A 19,240-nucleotide genomic window follows, 5' to 3' on the forward strand; every position below is an offset into this window, starting at 1 on the left:
TGAAATCACTAGTCGTTGGTAACAAACAAGTTACAATAATAACTGCCATTTTTGTTAAAATAATATCTATTGTTTTGTTAATATGTTATAATTATATAAATATGAAATAATAGGAGGATAATTAAATGTCAGTTAATGTAAAGATTTGTATGGGGACCCATTGTGCCATGATGGGAAATTTAAATTTACAGGAGAGTATTGAGAATCTCCAATCTGAATATCCAGGTAAAATTGAAATTGAGGCGGTAAAATGTCTAAAATATTGTGAAAATAATAAAGCACCTGTAGTCGAAATAAATGGTAAAATAATTACTAATGCTAGTGCGGAAAAAATCATATCACAAATACTAGAGGAGGTCAGATGATGAGAGGTATATTTACACCTATTACACATATCCGAAGGCAAGTATTTACAGAGATAGCAAAGGTAGCTTGGGAAGAAAGAGACCCAAGAGAAGTAGATGACATACCTTATAAAGTAATAAGTGGAGAAGTACCAAATTATAGAGGAAGTATTTTTCATGAAAGGGCAATTGTAGCAGCTAGAACTAGACTTGGATTGGGATTAGATAGAAAACTAAATGTTGATAATGGTCGTTTGTCTAAGGTAATTGATGAAGCTGTTGTAACCCATAGTATAATTAAAGAACCTTTAGTAAATGTAATTCCTTTCGCTTGTGCGTCTTGTGAAAGTTCAAAGCATTTTGTTACTGATAACTGCAGAAAATGTATTGCTCATCCATGTATGATTGTCTGTCCAGTTAATGCTATTAGTATTGGTAAGGATAGAGCGATAATAGACAAGGAGAAATGTATAGATTGTGGCAAATGTGCAAAAGCATGTCAATACCATGCAATTATGAAATTAGAAAGACCTTGTAAAGTTGCATGTGGAGTAGATGCTATAGAATCAGATGAATTAGGAAGAGCAAAAATAAATTATGACAAATGTGTAAGTTGTGGAATGTGTATAGTAAATTGTCCTTTTGCAGCCATTACAGATAAATCTGATATATTCCAACTAGTTTTAGCTATTAAACAAGGCGAAGAAGTACATGCAATAATAGCACCTTCTTTTGTAGGACAATTTGGACCATTTGCAACACCAGGAAAAATAGTAAGAGCAGCCAAAGATTTAGGATTTACAGAAATTATAGAGGTGGCCCTTGGAGCAGATGCTGCTGCACGACATGAGGCTGAAATGTTTCCGCAATTGGTACCAGACAAACAACCATTTTTAGGTACATCATGCTGTCCATCTTGGACAATGACAGCTAAAAAATTCTTTCCAGATTTATATAAATATATATCTTCATCAAATACACCTATGGTAGAGACTGCAAAAGCAATTAAGAAAAGAAGTCCAAGTGGTAAAATAGTATTTATAGGACCATGTATTTCAAAGAAAATTGAGGCAATGGATGAAGAAGTTAGGCCATATATTGATTTTGTAATTACATATGAGGAACTTGCTGCAATATTTGTAGCGGCTAATATTGACGTTGCTGAGATTAAAGAAGATGAAATTGTTGCAGATGCTTCAACAAAAGGAAGAAATTTTGCATTTGCATCAGGTGTTGCATCATCTGTAAAATCAAGTATAGAACAGGCTCATCCAGGATTAGAAATACCAGTTCATAATGCAAATGGATTGTCAGATTGCCGTAAGATGTTAGCAATGGCAAAGGCGGGTAAATTTAATGGATATTTATTAGAAGGTATGGCATGCCCAGGAGGATGTGTAGGTGGACCAGGAACAATGTTACCAATAGAAAAGGGTGAAAAAGAAGCGAAGGAATTTGCTAAAAAGTCACCATATAGTGATGTTTTCCAAAATCCATTTTTTGAGGAAGATAATGAGGAGAAATAAAACTTTAAATTTAAATTTAAATTGGTAAAGGGCTATTACAAAGCATCCAGTCGTAAGATTGGATGCTTTGTTTATTTGTCGAAATTTACACTATGAGAAATTTAAGAAAAATAGAGGAGAATAAGGAGTATTGGAGAATAAGTAATATAGTGTAAAATTTAATTGAAGGAAGTATAGGTAGAAAATAATATTTAATTATTTTTTAGACAAAATCCAAAGGAGTTCGTAATTAGAAGACAGTATGAAACTACATTTAAAGAACTCAGTCTTGGGTTTTTATTAGATTTTAACTTAAAGTTGGCTAAAGCTGATAAATCCTGGGTTACTATATGGGTGGAGGGGTATAGTAAAGGGAAACCTGTAGAGCCTTTTCATCTTATTGAACTTTCATCTGGATTAAGCTCAAAGGAAGTAGAAGAAGGATCTATGGGATTTGGAATGATAGACTCTCATAATAAAGAAAAATTACTTTTTCTTTATTCACCATATTCTGGGTCAAGACTTTATATTGATGACGATAATTTATTTGTAAATTCTAGAGCTAGTACATGGGACTATGCCATAGGAAATGAAAAAATTACTTTGGAATCAGGACAAGAACTAATTTTAGGAGTGTATCGTCAGGTTGAAAAATCTTTAAGGACTTATGACTATCAAGACTTAGATTCTATAAATCAAATGATAAATGAGGATATAACTGTGCTTTTACTTAAAATCAAGGTAGAAGAGGAAAACGAACCAATGGAAGTAAAGGAAGAGTAATGCTAAGAAGTGATTTATTTTGAAGAAATTAGAAACTGCAATTAAGTTGAGAGGGGAAGGAAGAGTAAATATGAAAAAAATAGAGCATAATTCAGTGGGCATTATGTGGGAAAAGTATTTAGAAACAATTGGCGAATCTATTTCTAATACTAAGAAAGAATATGTATCATGGCATTTTGAGATAACAGAAGATGCAGCAAACAAATTAGCAAAACTGGTTTTGGAAGGCAAGAAAAAAGCTACAGCATCTTCATTATGGGTGTATGACTACGAGGGAGAACCTATACCAAATGGAGGTGATTACAGTATAATAACGGATTGGGACGGTATTGCAGTATGTATTATTCAGACAAGACATGTTGAAATAATACCATTCAAATTAATTACAGAAGAACATGCAAGAAAAGAAGGTGAAGGAGACTTAAGTCTTGAATATTGGAGAAAAGTTCATGAAGAATTTTTTACTGAAGAATGTAATAGTATTAACAAAGAATTCACCGAAGATATGCCAGTTATTTTTGAGGAGTTTAAGGTAGTTTATATTTAATTGAAGATAAGTCTAAAAAATGAAAATTATATTAAGAAGAAGGAAGTATATATGAAAAAACTAATTATTATTAATGAGGTGCTAGGAGTTGATAATATGATAAAGGTGAATTTTTATGATTTAAATACAGTAGAAGATATCAAACTTCAATTTGCAGTTATTATGGCAAAATATAGAGGCAAATGGATATTTGTAAGGCATAAAGAGAGGTCGACTTGGGAAATTCCAGGAGGACATAGAGAAATAAATGAAGATATTAATTTTACTGCTTCAAGAGAATTAAAAGAAGAGACTGGTGCAAAGAATTTTAGAATTCTTCCGGTTTGTATATACTCTGTAACTAGGAATGAGACTAAATCTTTTGGGCAATTATTTTATTCTGAGGTAGAAAGTCTCGATGAATTGCCAAATTCTGAAATAGGTGAGATCAGGTTATTCGACACCATACCTCAAGGCTTAACCTATCCTTTAATTCAACCATATTTATTTGAGAGAATAGAGGAGTTTTGCGTGGAATTAATTGAAGATTAGTTGGGGGCAGATATATATTACTTGTTAGTATGTGTAAAATTATGTGTAATTAACTATATTAATAAGAAACAATATGCTGCCATATTAGACCTTGTATACTTTACTTAATCTAATTCTAAGAAGAGATTAGAAGCAAATAACTCAATATATATTTCTCAATAGACTTAAAGAAAAAAGAATATGGGATAAGTGACCCAAGGTTACTGTAATCTATAAATAAAGCTTGAATAGAATTATATAAAGTAAAAGTTTGGAGGAAGAATTATGGGATCTAAAAATTTCAGGGTTATAATATTATTTAGCATTTTTGTAATATTATTTCCATCAGTAATTTATGCAAATTCATCTTGGCATTGGCTAACTACTAGTCCCTTAACAGTTTTGCCTTTCGCCATTATTTTTACATTGATTATTGAAATAATTATGGTAATAAAATTGGGTAAGGTAAGGAATTATAAAAAAGTTATAATGATTGTAAGTCTAGCAAATCTAATATCTTTCCTTGTGCCATATATAGATAGAGCATATCGGTTTAGACCTATGAGCCGTGAGTATGCTTTATTAGATGCTTTTCATGCAGGGCCATTCTATATAGTATTAGTGGGATATTTATTATTAACTGTTCTGGTAGAATTACCAGTGGTATATTTGTTACTTAGAAAAGATTCTGATGATGAAAAAGATTTGAATAAATCAATTATATTTTCTAATATAATAACTACTTTATTAGTTGCAATATGTGAAAGGCTTATTTGTATTGGCAAATGGTAATTTATAAGCTAAAATAGTTAGAAACTTAGAGGTGAGGCTTTGAAGGTAGCATTTTTAGATAGAGATGGAACAATTATAGAAGATTATGAAGATAATTTATGGAGTAGTATAACTGAACCTGTTTTTATAGATGGATCAATAGATGCCCTTAAAGCTATAAGGCAAAAGGGATATGAAATCGTTATTATAACAAATCAATATTTGATAAATGAGAATATCATTAGCTTAGAACAATATGAAGATATTGCAAATAAGTTTACAAAAAAATTGTTAGATAATGGAGTTGAAATATTAGATACATTCTACTGTCCACATTCTAAAGAAGAAAACTGTAACTGTATGAAACCCAAAGATGGAATGATAAAAATGGCATTAGAAAAATATCTCAATATAGATTTGGAAAGTTCTTTTATAGTTGGAGATTCCTTATGTGATGTTCAACTTGGAGAAAGGTTAGGGATAAAGACATTTGGTATAGGATTAGACAAAAGGGGAGGAAAAACAATAAAAGTAGATTCTATAAAAGATATAGTTAAATATTTATAGATATGTTTTGTCGAGGCTAAGTCAATGGAAAATTGTTTATATTAGGATTATATGAAAGCTATAGATCATTTAAATAGATATGTTTCAAATGTAGATAAATTTATTGATTTTTATAGAGAGGTTCTTGATTATGGACTAATTGATAAAGGAATTAAAGAAAATGGGAAAAACTATGCAATTCTTAAGAGTGATAGACATGAACTATTTATTTCTGAAAGAGATAATTTTAAAATAGAAACAGAGGAAAATTTTAGACATATTGGCTATTATATTGAAAATGTAGATGAGCTTCTTGAGAGCTTGAAATTAAAAGGATATGTAGATCAAGAGAAGGAAATTATAGTTAATCCATTTTCAAGGCAGTTTTATATAAAAGATCCAGATGGCTTTGAAATAGACTTAATTCAATGGACAGATAAGAATAAATTTTATCATCACTTAAAAGATAAAAATATAAAATGGGTTATCCTCAAATATCATTTGCTCGTAAATATGAAAAAAAGTTAGAAGATAATTTTATTGTTGTTAATTGGGATCAAAGAGGTTCTGGCATGTCTTATTCATCTAATATTCCAAAAGAGTCTATGAATAGAGGACAGTTTATAGAAGATACAAAAGAACTTATTGATTATCTATGTGAAAAGTATGAAAAAGAAAAGATATATCTAGTGGGACATTCTTGGGGAACAGAACTTGGTTTGTATGTAGTAGATAAATATCCAGAAAAAGTAGCTGCCTTTATAAGTGTTGGACAAGTTGTTAATGGAATAGAAAGTGAAGTGATTTCATATGATTATGTTCTAGGAATGGCTAATGAGAACAATGATAAAAAGGCCCTAGAAGACCTAATGAGAATAGGAGAGCCGCCTTATAAGAATACTGTTAATGATATTGCAATACAGAGAAAATGGCTATCTGAATATGGAGGAGTGGAAAGAAAAGTAGATATGATTATAACACCCCCTCTGTGTTGATTGAAGAATACTATAATGAGATAATGGCACCTAAAAAAGAATTGATATGGTTTGAAGAATCAGCACATTTTCCAAATTTTGAGGAGTATGAAAAGTTTAATGAGCTAGTTATACGAATAAAAGATAATATTGAAAGTGAGGTTAATCATGGAAAATTCAAGCATAAGTAAATATACATTTGAATCCCCTAGATTAGGATTTAGAATGTGGCAAGAATCAGACAGAGAATTATTTGCTAAGATGAATGCTAGTAAGGAAGTAATGAGATACTTTCCAAAGACTTTAGATTCTAAAGAAACAGATGATTTTCTTAATAGGGTACAAGAACATTTCAAGGAAAATGGTTATGGCTTATGGGCAGTAGAAATAAAAGATACTAAAGAATTTATAGGATTTATCGGATTATTGACTGCAACTTTTGAATCAGATTTTACACCATGTGTTGAAATAGGATGGAGATTAGATAATAAATACTGGAATAAGGGGTATGCAACGGAAGGTGCAAAGGCATGTTTAGAGTATGGATTTAATAAATTGAATTTAGATACCATATATTCTTTTACAGCAGAGATAAACAAGCCGTCTGAAAATGTTATGAAGAAGATAGGTCTAAAGAAGGTTGGAGAATTTGACCATCCAAAGGTGGAAGATAGTAGTCGGTTAAAACATCATGTTTTTTATAAGATAGATAAGAAAGAATATCAAAGAATTTAGATACAAAATTTATAATAAAGGGGAGAGGTTTTATGGCAACATGGGGGGCGCATATTAGAATAGCTGAAACTATTCTAAATGCAGATAGGAGTTTAGATGAAAAATATTTTCTTGTAGGTAATGTAGGTCCAGATTGTGGTGAACCTAATGAGGATTGGAGTGAGTTTTTCCCTTCTAAATCAGTTAGTCATTGGATTAATGAAGATGATGTTATTGAAGCAGAAAAATTTTACAATGAATATCTGAATAAAGAAATAGAAGATAACAAATTGTATTCATTCTTATTAGGTTATTATGTCCATTTATTAACGGATATTGAGTGGATAAACATAATAGATGAAAAGAAAAAAATAGATGGTGAATATAAGAAATTAGAGACAGATGAAAAATTTATATGGACTATTAAGGAAGATTGGTATGACTTAGATCATCTATATTTTAGGAAAAACCCTAATTGTATATTCCATAGGATATTTAAAAACATAGAATCATTCCCTAATTATCTAGATTATTATCCTGCTGGAGCAATAGAGAGACGATTAAGATATATTAGCGAATTTTATACTAAATATAGTGGTAATCCAGAAAGAGAATATATATACTTGACAGAAAAGGAAATGGATGATTTTGTAAGTAAAAAATCCGATTATATTATAGAATTGTTAAAAGGGAAAAGAAAATAGGAAATAATTTTATAAACCTCTTATTGAATTTTAAATTTTGAATCAGTGAGAGGCTATTTTTATGCTGTAAGAGATTGTATAAAAAGAAGGTATTTAGTAAACTTTGTAGAATAAGTATATAATGTAGATTGTTGAGGAGGAATTTATAATATGAATGAAAGGATAATTGAAAAATTTTGGACTTTAATGAGTGATGGAATGTTTGATGAAGTAGGAGAGTTAATGCAAGAAGATGCTAATGTAAGACTACCAAATACTAGAGAATTTTTCAGAGGTAGAGATAAATATATTAACTTTAATAAAAAGTACCCAGGGTGTTGGATAATAACCGTAGATAAAATTTTCTCTAAAGATGAGATAGTTATTTCTGCTGTAAAAGTAGAATCAGAGGATAAATCAAGCAGCTTTTATGCTACTTCTTTTTTTACTATTAAAGATAATTTAATTAGTGAGATTGCAGAATATTGGGGTGATAATGGAGAGCCGCCACAGTGGAGAATTGAAGAATCACTATCAGAAAGATATTAATTATATTTAAAGAAGAGTAATAAGTAATTAATTTAATTAAAATGTGATAATTTCAGTACTCTCATTATATATGGATTTACATAAATTAATACAAAGAATTCTCTGTTTATTAGAGTTTATATAAATGAAATTTTTAAAGAAAATAGAAATTGGATAAATAAATGATAAAGGTGTAAAATATGTATTAATTAATATAAAGGATGATTTTGACAGAGCTTAGGAGGTAAAGGTTTGGAAAACAATATGATTGTTATTGTTAAAGGAATAATTCTGTATAATGATAGAGTTTTAATTGTAAAACGTGATGCTAATGAACACATTGGAGCAGGTAATTGGGAGTTTGTTGGAGGAAAAGTTGAATTTGGAGAAGAATTAGAAGAAGCATTATATAGGGAAGTAAGAGAAGAAGTTAGATTAGATATTTCCATAGATAGGCTTCTCTATGCTACTACTTTTAAAACCAATCCTGAAAAGCAGGGAGTTATACTTGTATATAGATGCTATGCAAAAGATGATAAAATTAAACTTTCAGAAGAACATAGTAACTATAAATGGGTATTTGAAGAGGAGTTAAGAGAACTAATATTTGAAGACATTTTGGATGATATGGATAAGTACAATATTTTTCCATTAATATTTTAAAATAGAAGAATTTAAGTCATTGTAATGGAATAAAGAAGATTATGAAAAATAGTTTGATAAATATCAATTTTATTTTAAAACAATTCTTGACATATATAAACCATACTGTTAATATGTAAGTGTAATAAATAATAAATACGTTGCTCATATAGGTTCCATAATATGGTTGGGACGTTTCTACAAATGACCGAGAATCATTTAGCTATGAGCGAAAGTGTACCTAGGGTTCCGAAGATTTTATCTTGCTGGACCAAGCGGTACAGATACTCTAAAAGGTATTACACCGAAGGGATAAAAGCCCAGTCGGGTAGGTTTCGCTTTGCCTACCCGGCTGGGCTTAATTTAATTTTTTGAGGAGGGTTAAATTTGGAATTTAAAAGAATTTTTATCGAAAAGAAAGAAGAGTTTAACACTGAAGGACAGTTATTATTGAAAGATTTTAGAGATTATTTAGGAGTGAAAAATTTAAAAGCGGTAAGGACAGTTAATGTATATGATTTAATTAATGTGACAGAAGGAGAAAAGGAAGTAATAGTCAAAGAAATACTCTTTGAAGAAATCCTAGATAATAAATATGAAAATAACCTTCCAATTAAAGCAAATGAAAGATTATTTAGAGTTGAATATCTAAAAGGTCAGTACAATCAAAGAGAAGACTCTACAAATCAAATGATTAGAATGTTAACAAAAAATGAAGATATAATAGTGCAAAATTCAAAGATAATAATACTAGAAAACATAACAGAAGAAGAATTGAATAAAATAAAAAGATATTATATGAATCCAGTAGAGATGAAAGAGGTTTCCGTTGATAGCTTTAAATTTGAAAGTGAAGAAGAAACCACAAAAGATATTGAAATAATAGATGGATTTATAGATATGAATCCATCCGATATAAAGTTTTTTAAATCAAAATATGGAATTGGAATGGATATAGAAGATATCTTATTCTGCCAGAAACATTTTAAAGAAGAAGATAGAAATCCAACTATTACAGAGTTGAAATTAATAGATACCTATTGGTCAGATCACTGTAGACATACTACATTTATGACAGAAATTACAGACATATCTATGGAAGAAGGAAAGTATAAAGAAGTATTTCAAAATGCATTAAATGAATATATAAAATCTAAAGAATTTGTTTATGAGAATAAAGAAAGACCAATTTGTTTAATGGATTTGGCTACTATCAATATGAAAGAAACAAAGAAAAAAGGTTTACTAGATGATAAGGAAGAATCAGATGAAGTTAATGCTGCTAGCATTGAAATAGATGTAGATGTGAACGGAGTAAATGAAAAATGGTTATTGATGTTTAAAAACGAAACTCATAATCATCCTACAGAGATAGAACCTTTTGGTGGTGCATCTACTTGTTTAGGTGGAGCCATAAGAGACCCATTATCAGGAAGAGCATATGTATATCAAGCCATGAGGATTACAGGTTCCGCAGATCCAAGATCTAAATATGAGGATACTTTACCTGGAAAATTACCGCAAAGAAAGATTACACAAACAGCTAAGGCTGGATATAGTTCTTATGGATATCAAATAGGTGCGGCAACAGGATATGTTAAGGAAATATATGACAAAGGTTATATGGCTAAGAGAATGGAATTAGGTGCATTAGTTGCAGCAGCACCAAAGAATGCTGTATTTAGAGGAAATTCTGAGCCAGGAGATTTGATTGTTTTAGTAGGGGGAAAGACTGGTAGAGATGGATTAGGTGGAGCTGTTGGTTCTTCTAAGGAACATACTGAAGAATCTTTACACACATCTGGTGCAGAGGTACAAAAAGGAAATCCTCCTATAGAGAGAAAGATAGTTCGTCTATTTAGAAATGAAGAAGTATCTAAGATGATTAAAAAATGTAATGATTTTGGTGCTGGAGGAGTTTCAGTAGCTATAGGTGAATTAGCAGATGGACTTTTCATTGAATTAGATAAAGTGCCACTAAAATATCTTGGACTTGATGGTACAGAGATTGCATTATCTGAATCTCAAGAAAGAATGGCTGTAGTTATAGCACCAGAAAATCTAGAAAAATTTAAGTCCTTTGTAAAAGAAGAAGATGTAGAGGGCACAGTAGTTGCTAAGGTTACAGAGGAGAAAGTTCTCAAAATGGTTTGGAGAGGAAAGACTATAGTAAATATTAAGAGAGATTTCCTAGATACAAACGGTATAAGAAAGAAAAATAAAGTTAATATAGAACACCCTATGGAAGAACTATATTTAAATAAAATCCCATCCCATATAGAAGGAAAGAATATTAAAGAAGCGTTTATAGAAAACGTAAAGGATTTAAATATTTGCAGTCAAAAAGGTTTAGTAGAAGGCTTCGACCATACTGTAGGAGCAAGCACAGTGTTGATGCCTTTGGGTGGTAAATATGGACTTACTCCGGCAGAGGGAATGGCAGCAAAGCTTCCTGTATTAGAAGGAGAAACAAATACTTGCTCTTTAATGAGTTATGGTTATGAGCCAAAGATTTCAAAATGGAGCCCATTCCATGGTGGATATTATGCTGTTATAGAATCTGTTGCTAAGATTGTAGCCATGGGTGGAGATTACAAAAAGATAAGATTAACTTTCCAAGAATATTTTGAAAGAATTGGTAATGATCCAACTAAATGGGGAAAACCATTTTCTGCATTACTTGGTGCATTTCTAGTACAAAAAGAATTAGATACTCCAAGTATTGGAGGAAAGGATAGTATGAGTGGTACATTTGAAGATATTCATGTTCCACCAACTTTAGTTAGTTTTGCAGTGACTACAGATAAAGTAAAAAATATTATTTCACCAGAATTTAAAAAAGCTGGTTCAACTGTGGCATTAGTTAAGTTGGATATAGATGAAAATGGTATGGTTGATTTTAATCAATTAAAATCAAATTATTCTACAATTAAGGAACTAATAAATAAAGGTCAAATAATTTCAGCTTCCACAGTTAAATTTGGTGGTATTGGAAGATCTATTGCAGAAATGACCATAGGCAATAAAATAGGATTTAAGTTTAATGAAATAAATAAAGATGAATTATTTAAACCATTATATGGCTCCATAGTAGTTGAGTTAAAGGATATAGAAACATTAGAGAATGCTGATTATAGAATCCTTGGAACTACCATAGAAGAAAAATATATTGAAATAGATAAAGAAATCATCCAACTAGATTCTTTAATTAAATCCTTTGAGGAACCATTGAATGAAGTATTCCCAGTATATAAAGATGAAGAGTCCATAGAAAGTATGGTTTATAGTAAAGGAAATATAGTTACAAGAAAAGCTAATATAGTAAAACCAAAGGTTTTAATACCAATATTTACGGGAACTCATGGAGAATATGATATGACCCGTTGCTTTGAAGAAATTGGAGGCAAAGTAGATACATTTGTATTTAAAACTTTATCTATAAAAGACATGGAAGAATCATATAAGGAGCTAGCAAGAATAATTAAGGATTATCAAATAATAGGATTGCCAAATGGCTCGTTACTAGGAGATGAACCAGAGACTGGCGGAAAATTGATGAAACTAATATTAAGTAATCCTTATATAAAGGAAGAAATAAATAATCATTTATATAAAAGAGATGGGTTAATACTTGGTGTAGGTGCTGGTTTCTTGGGATTGATGAAATTAGGTTTAATGGAAAATGATTCGGATAATAATGGATTAAATATTATTTACAATAAGAGTGGTCAGTTTGCTTCAACTTTAACTAATATAAGAGTTAGTTCAAATCTATCACCTTGGTTTAGCGAAATGAAAGTAGGAGATATATATACTGTTCCAGTAGCTACAAAGGAAGGAAGAGTAGTAGGAGAAAATGTAGATGAATTAATAGCTAAGGGACAAGTTTCAACTCAATTTGCAGATGAAAATCCAACTGGGGCTATATATGGTATAGAATCTATAACTAGTCCTGATGGAAGGATACTAGGTACTATTTCCTCCATAGATAGAATTGGAAATGGATTATATAAGAATTCAGAAATATTAGGAAAACATAAGATTTTTGAATCAGGTATAAAATATTTTAGATAGGAGAATAGAGGATGAAAGTTAGTATATTAATGGGAAGTATATCAGATAAACCTATAGCGGAAAAGGTAATAAAGATTTTTGATAAATTTGGAGTGGAATATGAGTTAAAAGTAATATCTGCCCATAGAACTCCGTATAAGGCTATTGAATTTGCTGAAAATGCTGAAAAAAACAATACAGAAGTTATTATAGCCATAGCTGGAAAGGCAGCCCATTTGGCTGGAGTATTAGCAGGAGTAACCCCTCTTCCTGTAATAGGAATTCCTGCTAAATCCTCCACTATGGACGGATTAGATTCACTTCTTTCTGTAGTACAAATGCCAAAGGGTGTTCCAGTAGCTACAGTAGCCATAGATGGTGGAGAAAATGGAGGACTCCTAGCAGTTCAGATGCTTTCTATAAAGTATCCTGAGCTAAGAGAAAAATTTAAGGAATACAAAAAAGAGATGGCAACGGAAGTCGAGCAAATAAATTTGAGTTGCGAAACTGCGAGTAGAAACTAACTAGAGAGAAGGTGCAATCTTGAGCGGAGTTGTAGGAATTTATAGCAAGAAAAGAAATGATGTGTCAAAAATAATATACTATGGATTATATGCATTACAACATAGAGGTCAAGCAAGTACTGGTATTGCAGTAAATAACAATGGGTTTGTTGATTATTTTAAGGACTCAGGTTTAGTACATGAAGTATTTCCAAAGGAAACTATGGAAAGGCTTCGAGGAAATATTGGTATAGGACATGTAAGATATATAACTATAGGTGATAATACTACTATAAATGCACAACCTTTAGTTGTAGGATATAAAAGAGGTGCATTGGCATTGGCTCATGATGGTGCTATAGTAAATTTTGAAAGATTAAGAGATGAGTTAGAGGACAATGGCACCATATTTCAATCCCAATTAGATACTGAAGTAATAGCTAACCTGATTGCAAGATATCATAAGGATAATATAGAAGATGCTGTAATAAAGGCTTTAGATACTATAAATGGTACCTATGGACTTGTTATGATGACTACAGATAAGTTAATAGGTGCAAGGGACCCTTATGGGGTTAAACCTCTTTCTTTAGGAAAAATTGGAGAAGATTATATAATAGCATCAGAGACTTGTGCTTTTGATACTATAGGAGCTGAATTTATAAGAGATATAGAACCTGGAGAAATTGTAGTTATAGATGAAAATGGGTTGAAATCAATAAGAAAAGCTTCAAAAAGCAAAAAGCTATGTCTGTTTGAAATAATATATTTTGCAAGACCAGATAGTAAATTAGATAATAAGAGCATTTATTTATCAAGAATAGAAGCAGGGAAAGAGTTAGCTAGAGAATCTGCTGTAGATGGAGATATTGTTATAGGTGCTCCAGACTCTGGTACAATAGCAGCCATAGGATATGCAGAAGAATCGGGAATTCCCTATGCAGAAGGACTAATAAAAAATAGATATGTTGGAAGAACATTTATAGAGCCTACTCAAGAATTAAGAGAGCAGGGAGTTAGGATAAAACTTAATGTATTAAAGGAAAATGTTGAAGGGAAAAGAGTAATATTAGTAGATGACTCTATAGTAAGAGGAACTACTATAAAAAGAACTATTGAGATGATAAAAAATGCAGGTGCAAAGGAAATACATGTAAGGATATCTTCACCGCCAGTTCTTTATTCATGTCATTTAGGTATGGATACACCTAATAGACAAAATTTAATAGCGGCTCAAATGACAAAGGAAGAAATAAAAGAATTAATAGGAGTAGATTCCTTAGAATATTTGTCTCTTGACGGATTATTAAAGGCTTCAGGAGGAAAATTATTTTGTACAGGATGTTTAAGTAATGATTATCCAATATCTAATGGTATCGAATAATTATAAATATAATGAAGGTAATTAATATTAAAGAAATGTATGATGTATAACTTAAATAATATATAATTGCAAAATTAATATTTCATAGACTTAAAATTAAGGTCAAGGTCATAAATATTGTAAATCATGTAATTAAGCAGAAATAAATTTGTGATTTTTAAACTTATATTTACCATCAGATTATAAATCATTAGTATTTTATCATGTTTTAATCTAATGAGATGCAAATAAAAAAATACTGTGAATTGGGAATTATGGATTGGAGGGTTCGGCATGAGTTTAACATATAAAGATGCAGGTGTAGATAAAGAAGCAGGATATAAAGAAGTACAGCTTATAAAAGGGATGATAAAGAAAACTCATATTCCAGGAGTGCTATCAGATATAGGCGGATTTGCAGGTTTATTTCAATTAGATACTAAATCCTATGAAGAACCAGTTTTAGTATCGGGAACAGATGGAGTAGGGACAAAGTTAAGAGTAGCTTTTATGATGGATGAACATAATACAATAGGTGAAGATTGTGTAGCTATGTGTGCCAATGACATACTTTGTCAAGGAGCTAAGCCTTTATTTTTCCTAGATTATATAGCTACAGGAAAGCTTGTACCTGAGAAGATGGCTAGTATCGTAGAAGGTGTATCTAATGGATGTATTAAAGCAGGTTGTGCATTAATTGGTGGAGAAACTGCTGAAATGCCAGGATTTTATAAAGAAGAAGAATATGATGTGGCAGGTTTCTGTGTAGGAGTAGTCGATAAGAAAAAAATAATAAACGGTTCTACAATAGAAGAAGGGGACTATATTATAGGGCTGCCATCTAGTGGAGTTCATAGCAATGGTTTTTCCCTTGTAAGAAAAATAGTATTTGATAAGGAAAATATGAAAGTAGATCAATATATAGAAGAACTAGGCTGTACCATAGGTGAAGAACTTCTAAAACCTACTAGAATATATACGAATCCAGTATACAATTTAGTAGAAAAATTTAATATTAAAGGATTATCCCATATAACTGGAGGAGGCTTTTATGAAAACATTCCAAGAATGTTACCAGATGGGCTAACAGTTTATATAGATACTGCTAAAATAAATACACCAGTTATTTTTAACCTACTGCAACAATGGGGAAATATTTCTAAAGATGAAATGTATGGTACCTTTAATATGGGAATAGGTATGGTTATGGCAGTGAGTAAAGATGAATTAAATGATATAGCTAAATTTTTACAAGACCAAGGAGAGGAGTTTGTAATTCTTGGTGAAGTTAAAAAAGGAGACAAAGGAGTAGTATTATGTCACCAGTAAATATGGGTGTTTTAATTTCTGGAGGAGGTACTAATCTCCAGTCTATAATAGATAATATTAAAGATGGAAATATAAATGGAGAAATAAAACTAATTATTTCTAATAAAGAAGATGCTTATGGTTTAACTAGAGGAAAAGATGCAGGAATAGAAAGCATATATTTAGATAGGAAATTATTTAATAATGATAGAGAATATAATTTAGAATTAATAAAAAGGTTTAAAGAAAAAGATGTTAAGCTAATTATTCTAGCTGGATATTTAAAAGTCCTATCTAAAGAGTTTATTCAAGAATTTAGGGAAAGAATAATAAATATTCATCCTTCTTTGATACCTAGTTTTTGTGGAAAGGGATATTATGGTGAAAATGTACATCAAGGAGTATTGGACTATGGAGTAAAAGTAACAGGTGCTACAGTTCATTTTGTAGACGAGGGAACGGATACAGGACCTATAATACTTCAAGAAATTGTATACGTAGATAATCAGGACACAGTAACCACATTAAAAGAAAAAGTATTAAAGGTAGAGCATAAACTCTTAGTACAAGCTGTTAAACTATATTGTGAAGATAGACTAACTATTCAGGGAAGAAAAGTGATTATAAAATAGAGGTGAAGTAATGAAAAGGGCGTTGATTAGTGTTTTTCATAAGGAAGGTATAGTAGAATTTGCATTGGAATTAAAGAAATTAGACTGGGAGATAATATCAACTGGCGGAACACATAAAATTTTAAAAGAAGCTGGGATTGAAGTAATAGAAGTGGAAGATGTAACTAAATTTCCAGAGATATTAGATGGTAGGGTAAAGACTTTAAATCCATATATCCATGGTGGACTCTTATATAGGAGAGATGATGAGAAACATGTAAAAACAATAAAAGATATGGAAATTAATCCTATTGATATGGTAGTAAACAACCTTTATCCTTTTGAAGAGACTATAAAGAAACAAGGGGTAACCCATGAAGAAATCATTGAGAATATAGACATTGGTGGACCATCTATGATCAGGGCAGCAGCTAAAAACTATAATGATGTAACAGTAATAGTAGACCCATCGGATTATTTAATGGTATTAGATGAATTAAAATCTGAAGGAAAAACTAGTTTAAAGACAAGACAATATTTAGCAAGAAAGGTGTTTAACTATACAGCTTATTATGATACTTTGATATCAAATTATTTTAATGAAATAGAAGAGGTTGTTTTTCCAGATATACTAACTTTAGCTTATAAATCTAAGAAAGAATTAAGATATGGAGAAAATCCTCATCAAAGAGCAGCTTTTTATAAGGAAGTGGGAAAAAAAGAAGGCACTATTGCAGGAGCAATACAACTTCATGGAAAAGAACTTTCTTTCAATAATATTAATGATGCTAATGGTTGTATCGAAGCTTTAAAGGAATTCGAGGAACCTACTGTAGTCGCTGTAAAACATGCTAATCCTTGTGGTATTGGCAGTGGAAAAGATATATTAGAGGCTTATGAGAAAGCTTATGAATGTGATAAAGTATCTATATTTGGTGGAATAATTGCAGCTAATAGGGAAATAGATGAAAAAGTAGCTGCTAGAATAAATGAAATATTTGTTGAGATAGTAATGGCACCTTCATTTACTGAAAAGGCACTAGAGATACTTACTCAGAAAAAGAATATAAGAGTATTACAAATAAAAGATATTATGGATAAGAATTATAAAGAATTAGATAAAAAGAAAGTATTAGGTGGGCTTTTAATTCAAGATAAAGATAATATCTTATTAAATGAAGAGTTAAAAATAGTAACGGAAAAACGTCCTACAGAGGAAGAAATAGAAGACCTATTATTTGCTTGGAAAGCTGTAAAAAGTGTAAAATCCAATGGAGTGGTTATAGCTAAAAATAAAGCAACTATAGGTATTGGACTAGGAGAAGTAAATAGAGTATGGGCAGTGCAAAATGCAATAGAAAGAGCTGGAGAAAAAGTTAAGGGTGGAGTTTTAGCTTCAGATGGCTTTTTCCCATTTAAAGATTCTATAGAATCTTTGGCAAAGGCTGGAGTTACAGCAATAATTCAACCAGGTGGATCTATAAGAGATAAAGAAGTAATAGAAGAAGCCAATAAAAGTGGCATTGCCATGATAATTACTGGTATAAGACATTTCAAACATTAATGTCTAGGGGGTAAGAAGATGAAAGTATTAGTTATAGGCAGTGGTGGCAGGGAACATGCATTATGCTGGAAAATAGCTCAAAGCAAGAGGGTAAATAAAATTTATTGTGCTCCAGGAAATGGTGGAACGGCTGAAATAGCTGAAAATATATCTATAAATGTAGATGAAATAGATAAATTAGTTCAATTTGCCATGGAAAATAATATAGATTTAACTGTAGTAGGACCAGAATTGCCCTTAGTATTGGGATTAGTAGATAAATTTAAGGAAAAAGGATTAAAGATTTTCGGAGTTAATAAAGAGTGTGCTGAGTTTGAGGGCAGCAAAGATTTCTCTAAAGGCTTTATGGAAAAATATAATATCCCTACTGCTAAGTATAAGACATATACCAATTTAAATGAAGCAATAGATGGGATTAAGGAATTCACCTATCCATTAGTTATAAAGGCAGATGGGCTATGTGCTGGAAAAGGTGTAATCATTTGCCATAATGAGAAGGAAGCTATAGATACATTGAATAATATTTTAGGGGAAAAAATATTTGGTTCTGAAGGAGAAAAAGTAGTCATAGAGGAATTCCTAGATGGTATAGAGGCATCACTTCTTTGTGTAGTCACTAAGGACAAAGTAATTCCAATGGAATCTGCTAAAGACTATAAGAAGATATATGATGGTGATGAAGGACCGAATACTGGAGGTGTGGGATGCTTCTCGCCTAGTCCGATTTTCAATCATGAACTGAAGGAAAAAATTGAAAAGAATATACTTAATAATATAAAAATTGGATTTAATCAAGAAAAAATGGATTTTAGAGGAATATTATTTATTGGTTTGATGATAGTAGATGGGGAGCCAAAGGTCCTAGAATTTAATGTAAGATTTGGTGATCCTGAAACGGAAGTACTGCTTCCAAGACTGGAATCAGATATAATTGATATATTTGAAAAAACAATAGACGGGACATTGATTAAATCAGATTTAGAATGGAAAGAAAAAGCTTGTGTTACTGTAGTAATTACATCTGATGGTTATCCTAGTGATTATGAAAAAGGATTTAGAATTACAGGAATAAATGAACTAGATAAAAGTATTATACTCTTTCATAATGGTACGAGATTAGATAAAGAGTTGACTACAAATGGAGGAAGGGTCCTATCTGTTACTAGTTTAGGAGATACAATTGAAAAAGCTAGAGAAAATATATATTTAAACATAGAAAAGCTTCAATTTAATGGAATGAAATATAGAAAAGATATAGGAAAACTCTAATTGTTAACTATTAATTTATAAA

21 protein-coding genes and 1 riboswitch are annotated in these 19,240 nt (G+C 30.8%); all 21 genes read left to right on the forward strand.

The window, feature by feature from the left end; all coding sequences use genetic code 11:
* Window positions 1-125 precede the first annotated feature (125 nt).
* The 21 genes from ABWP20_RS01875 to purD all read left to right on the forward strand — a co-directional run bounded on the left by ABWP20_RS01875 (window position 126) and on the right by purD (window position 19,218).
* Entirely contained in the window at window positions 126-365 is a 240-nt protein-coding gene (locus ABWP20_RS01875; RefSeq protein ID WP_353093178.1) for an NAD(P)H-dependent oxidoreductase subunit E, read from the forward strand.
* Window positions 365-1,870 carry a 4Fe-4S dicluster domain-containing protein gene (locus ABWP20_RS01880; RefSeq protein WP_353093180.1) on the forward strand — a complete coding sequence of 502 codons (1,506 nt, stop codon included), beginning with the start codon at window positions 365-367 and terminating at the stop codon, window positions 1,868-1,870. The genes ABWP20_RS01875 and ABWP20_RS01880 overlap by 1 nt, the downstream gene beginning before the upstream one ends.
* Window positions 1,871-2,203: 333 nt before the next feature.
* Entirely contained in the window at window positions 2,204-2,632 is a 429-nt protein-coding gene (locus tag ABWP20_RS01885; RefSeq protein WP_353093182.1) for a hypothetical protein, read from the forward strand.
* 19 nt (window positions 2,633-2,651) lie between these two features.
* Window positions 2,652-3,179 (forward strand): ASCH domain-containing protein, encoded by a 528-nt coding sequence (locus ABWP20_RS01890; RefSeq protein WP_353093184.1) that lies wholly within the window; start codon window positions 2,652-2,654, stop codon window positions 3,177-3,179.
* Between the two features lie 51 nt (window positions 3,180-3,230).
* Complete coding sequence (locus ABWP20_RS01895) at window positions 3,231-3,710, forward strand: NUDIX hydrolase (protein ID WP_353093185.1); 480 nt, start codon at window positions 3,231-3,233, stop codon at window positions 3,708-3,710.
* A gap of 264 nt (window positions 3,711-3,974) precedes the next feature.
* The gene (locus ABWP20_RS01900; protein ID WP_353093187.1) at window positions 3,975-4,481 is read left to right on the forward strand and encodes a hypothetical protein; all 507 of its coding nucleotides are present in this window, start codon (window positions 3,975-3,977) and stop codon (window positions 4,479-4,481) included.
* A 39-nt stretch (window positions 4,482-4,520) separates the two neighbouring features.
* Window positions 4,521-5,027, forward strand: coding sequence for a D-glycero-alpha-D-manno-heptose-1,7-bisphosphate 7-phosphatase (locus ABWP20_RS01905; protein ID WP_353093189.1), 507 nt, complete (start codon window positions 4,521-4,523; stop codon window positions 5,025-5,027).
* A 51-nt stretch (window positions 5,028-5,078) separates the two neighbouring features.
* The gene (locus tag ABWP20_RS01910) at window positions 5,079-5,534 is read left to right on the forward strand and encodes a VOC family protein (RefSeq protein WP_353093191.1); all 456 of its coding nucleotides are present in this window, start codon (window positions 5,079-5,081) and stop codon (window positions 5,532-5,534) included.
* Window positions 5,486-6,001: an alpha/beta fold hydrolase gene (locus ABWP20_RS01915; protein ID WP_353093193.1), complete on the forward strand. Its 516-nt coding sequence runs from the start codon at window positions 5,486-5,488 to the stop codon at window positions 5,999-6,001. Before ABWP20_RS01910 ends, ABWP20_RS01915 begins: the two co-directional genes overlap by 49 nt.
* A 23-nt stretch (window positions 6,002-6,024) precedes the next feature.
* Window positions 6,025-6,171, forward strand: coding sequence for a hypothetical protein (locus tag ABWP20_RS01920; protein ID WP_353093195.1), 147 nt, complete (start codon window positions 6,025-6,027; stop codon window positions 6,169-6,171).
* Window positions 6,149-6,715 (forward strand): GNAT family N-acetyltransferase, encoded by a 567-nt coding sequence (locus ABWP20_RS01925; protein ID WP_353093197.1) that lies wholly within the window; start codon window positions 6,149-6,151, stop codon window positions 6,713-6,715. The genes ABWP20_RS01920 and ABWP20_RS01925 overlap by 23 nt, the downstream gene beginning before the upstream one ends.
* A 32-nt stretch (window positions 6,716-6,747) precedes the next feature.
* Window positions 6,748-7,398: a zinc dependent phospholipase C family protein gene (locus ABWP20_RS01930; protein WP_353093199.1), complete on the forward strand. Its 651-nt coding sequence runs from the start codon at window positions 6,748-6,750 to the stop codon at window positions 7,396-7,398.
* Between the two features lie 150 nt (window positions 7,399-7,548).
* Window positions 7,549-7,926: a nuclear transport factor 2 family protein gene (locus tag ABWP20_RS01935; protein WP_353093201.1), complete on the forward strand. Its 378-nt coding sequence runs from the start codon at window positions 7,549-7,551 to the stop codon at window positions 7,924-7,926.
* Window positions 7,927-8,157: 231 nt separating this feature from the next.
* On the forward strand, window positions 8,158-8,568 hold the full coding sequence (locus ABWP20_RS01940) for an NUDIX hydrolase (protein WP_353093202.1): 411 nt from the start codon (window positions 8,158-8,160) through the stop codon (window positions 8,566-8,568).
* Between the two features lie 124 nt (window positions 8,569-8,692).
* A riboswitch (purine riboswitch) is annotated at window positions 8,693-8,793 on the forward strand.
* Between the two features lie 141 nt (window positions 8,794-8,934).
* On the forward strand, window positions 8,935-12,621 hold the full coding sequence (locus tag ABWP20_RS01945) for a phosphoribosylformylglycinamidine synthase (protein WP_353093204.1): 3,687 nt from the start codon (window positions 8,935-8,937) through the stop codon (window positions 12,619-12,621).
* 11 nt (window positions 12,622-12,632) lie between these two features.
* On the forward strand, window positions 12,633-13,124 hold the full coding sequence (gene purE, locus ABWP20_RS01950; RefSeq protein ID WP_353093206.1) for a 5-(carboxyamino)imidazole ribonucleotide mutase: 492 nt from the start codon (window positions 12,633-12,635) through the stop codon (window positions 13,122-13,124).
* Between the two features lie 19 nt (window positions 13,125-13,143).
* Window positions 13,144-14,487: an amidophosphoribosyltransferase gene (purF, locus tag ABWP20_RS01955; RefSeq protein WP_353093208.1), complete on the forward strand. Its 1,344-nt coding sequence runs from the start codon at window positions 13,144-13,146 to the stop codon at window positions 14,485-14,487.
* 273 nt (window positions 14,488-14,760) lie between these two features.
* Window positions 14,761-15,795 carry a phosphoribosylformylglycinamidine cyclo-ligase gene (gene purM, locus ABWP20_RS01960; RefSeq protein ID WP_353093210.1) on the forward strand — a complete coding sequence of 345 codons (1,035 nt, stop codon included), beginning with the start codon at window positions 14,761-14,763 and terminating at the stop codon, window positions 15,793-15,795.
* On the forward strand, window positions 15,783-16,406 hold the full coding sequence (gene purN, locus ABWP20_RS01965; protein WP_353093212.1) for a phosphoribosylglycinamide formyltransferase: 624 nt from the start codon (window positions 15,783-15,785) through the stop codon (window positions 16,404-16,406). The genes purM and purN overlap by 13 nt, the downstream gene beginning before the upstream one ends.
* Window positions 16,407-16,416: 10 nt before the next feature.
* On the forward strand, window positions 16,417-17,949 hold the full coding sequence (gene purH / locus ABWP20_RS01970; RefSeq protein WP_353093214.1) for a bifunctional phosphoribosylaminoimidazolecarboxamide formyltransferase/IMP cyclohydrolase: 1,533 nt from the start codon (window positions 16,417-16,419) through the stop codon (window positions 17,947-17,949).
* An 18-nt stretch (window positions 17,950-17,967) separates the two neighbouring features.
* Window positions 17,968-19,218: a phosphoribosylamine--glycine ligase gene (purD, locus tag ABWP20_RS01975; RefSeq protein ID WP_353093216.1), complete on the forward strand. Its 1,251-nt coding sequence runs from the start codon at window positions 17,968-17,970 to the stop codon at window positions 19,216-19,218.
* Window positions 19,219-19,240 lie beyond the last annotated feature (22 nt).

The sequence above is a fragment of the Tissierella praeacuta genome, assembly GCF_040396155.1.
Taxonomy (GTDB): domain Bacteria; phylum Bacillota; class Clostridia; order Tissierellales; family Tissierellaceae; genus Tissierella; species Tissierella praeacuta_A.